Origin of the sequence: Micromonospora sp. BL4 (genome assembly GCF_003667505.1) — a bacterium.
Classification (GTDB): domain Bacteria; phylum Actinomycetota; class Actinomycetes; order Mycobacteriales; family Micromonosporaceae; genus Micromonospora.
Window position 1 is genome coordinate 1 of sequence record NZ_RCVJ01000094.1, and the last position, 859, is coordinate 859.

An 859-nucleotide genomic window follows, 5' to 3' on the forward strand; every position below is an offset into this window, starting at 1 on the left:
CCACCGCCACCGCGCCGGCCACGGCGAGCGGCGCCCGCCCTGGCGCTGGCGCTCGGCGCGGCGACCGCCAGCCCGCCGGTGATCAGCACCGCGATCTGCACCGTCCCCGCCGCCAGCAGCAGCGCCCCGGCGCGTGGGCCGGTCCGCCAGCCGACCGGCAGCAGCCGTACCGCCCCGGCCAGCCCGAGGGCCACCGTTGCCGCCGCGAGCAGCAGCCACGACGACCGCAGCTCGGCCACCGGGCGCAGCAGCGCGGCGGCGAGCACCGGCACCAGCAGCCCGGCGGCCACCGCCCGCAGCGCCCGTCCCCCGACCAGCCCGGCCGCGCCGAGCCCGGTCAGGGCGACGAGCACCAGCGGCGCCCCGGCCAGCAGCGGCGTACCGGCCGCCCGGCCGATCAGCAGCGGCACCAGGGCGCATCCGGCCGCACCGGCCAACGCGGCGGCGTGCCCGACCCCGGCCAGCACCCGGCCGGCCAACTGGGCACGCCCTCCCCCGTTTCGGAGCCCGGCCAGCACGGCCAGGTCCAGCAGGGCCACCCCGAGCAGGACCAGCGCCCAGCCGGCCGGGCCCGGCCGCGCCTCCACGGCGAGCAGTGGCAGCACCGGCTGGGCGGCCAGTAGCGCGGCGAACCAGGGCGCCGTCAACCGGCTCCACCGGGCGTACGCCGCGGCGACCGCCGCGCTGGCCCCCCCGACCAGCGCGGCGTACCTGCTGCCCGGCCAGCCGGCCACCCCCGCCAGGTCCACCGACCAGGCCGCGTAGCCGTCCAGCACCACCAACAGCAGCCCCACCGCGGCGAACGTCTCCGCCGTGCCCCGCAGCCCCCGGCGGACCGCCAGCAGCGGCACGGCCAGGG

General features: G+C 81.3%; 1 pseudogene. It reads right to left on the reverse strand.

Going from position 1 to position 859, the window contains the following annotated elements:
• Window positions 1-859 (reverse strand): annotated as a pseudogene (locus EAD89_RS08910) (hypothetical protein); the annotation flags it as partial.